We start from the raw sequence: 1,082 nt of genomic DNA, 5'->3' as shown, positions 1-1,082 counted from the left end.
CCGGCCTCACCACTGGCAGCATAACGGCATTGGTCGATCGGCTTGAAAAATTCGGATACGTCCGCAGGCAAAATGATCCCAATGACCGGCGCAGGGTGATCATCGTACCCGAATATGAAGATAAAGAAGAAGTGTACAACACGTATCTGCCGCTTCATAATGAAATGGTTAAGCTCGTTTCCAGCTACACGCCGGAAGAGCTGGAGCTCATCACCACGTTTTTGGGTAAAGCAAGCTCTGTCCTCGATGAACAGATTCAGCAGCTCAGCTCGAATAAACAAGGACCTAAATGATACGCAGCCATATGAAAAGACGGTATCCCGAAACCTCGGGATACCGTCTTTTTTTCACATGAACTCAAGTCCCGCAAAAAGTCCGATAGGGCGTTGATGAAACAGGCAATGTGGTGTATTCGGCTTGCTTGGCGGAGTGCTCGTAAGGGTTTGAAAGAACATCCAAAAGCCGCTCCATCACACTGTAGTCCCCTTTTTCCACGGCAGCTGCGAGTGCCGCTTCGACCCGGTGGTTACGCGGAATCACCGCCGGATTGCTGCTTTGCATCAGCTGGCTCGCTGAGGCTTTCGATTCCTGCTGCCTGCCCAGTCTGGCCTGCCAGAGCTCATGCCATTGAACGTATTCCGGTGCCCCGAAAAGGACCGTATCCTCCAATTTATCAAACGTTAGGGCGCGGAATGTGTTCGTATAATCGGCGCCATGTTTCTTCATCATGCTGAGGAGGCCGTTGATTAACGCTTCATCCTGTGTTTCTTCATTATACAGCCCCAATTTCGCTCGCATCCCCGCCAGCCAATGGGCATGATGCAGTTCATTAAAAGCCGAAATCTTCTCTTGGGCCAGCTTGACTGCCGAATCCAGATCCTCATCCAGCAGCGGCAATAGAGATTCTGCGAACCGCGCAAGATTCCAGCCGCCAATCACCGGTTGATTGCCATAGGCATAACGGCCTTGGGTGTCAATGGAACTGAATACCGTTGCCGGATCATAGACATCCATGAAGGCACATGGGCCGTAATCGATCGTTTCTCCGCTAATCGTCATGTTGTCGGTGTTCATCACCCCAT

2 protein-coding genes are annotated in these 1,082 nt (G+C 51.3%); one reads left to right on the top strand and one right to left on the bottom strand.

The window, feature by feature from the left end; all coding sequences use genetic code 11:
- Positions 1-293: MarR family winged helix-turn-helix transcriptional regulator (locus CVN76_RS00730; protein WP_157805391.1), on the top strand; the 293-nt coding region annotated here is incomplete at its 5' end.
- A 64-nt stretch (positions 294-357) separates the two neighbouring features.
- Here the strand turns inward: CVN76_RS00730 and CVN76_RS00725 are convergent.
- A partial coding sequence (locus CVN76_RS00725; RefSeq protein ID WP_198512396.1) for a protein adenylyltransferase SelO family protein occupies positions 358-1,082 on the bottom strand: 725 nt, incomplete at its 5' end.

The sequence above is a fragment of the Bacillus sp. mrc49 genome (assembly GCF_002803435.1).
The sequence above is the reverse complement of the archived record's forward strand: the minus strand, read 5'-3'. Positions and strand labels throughout refer to the sequence as shown.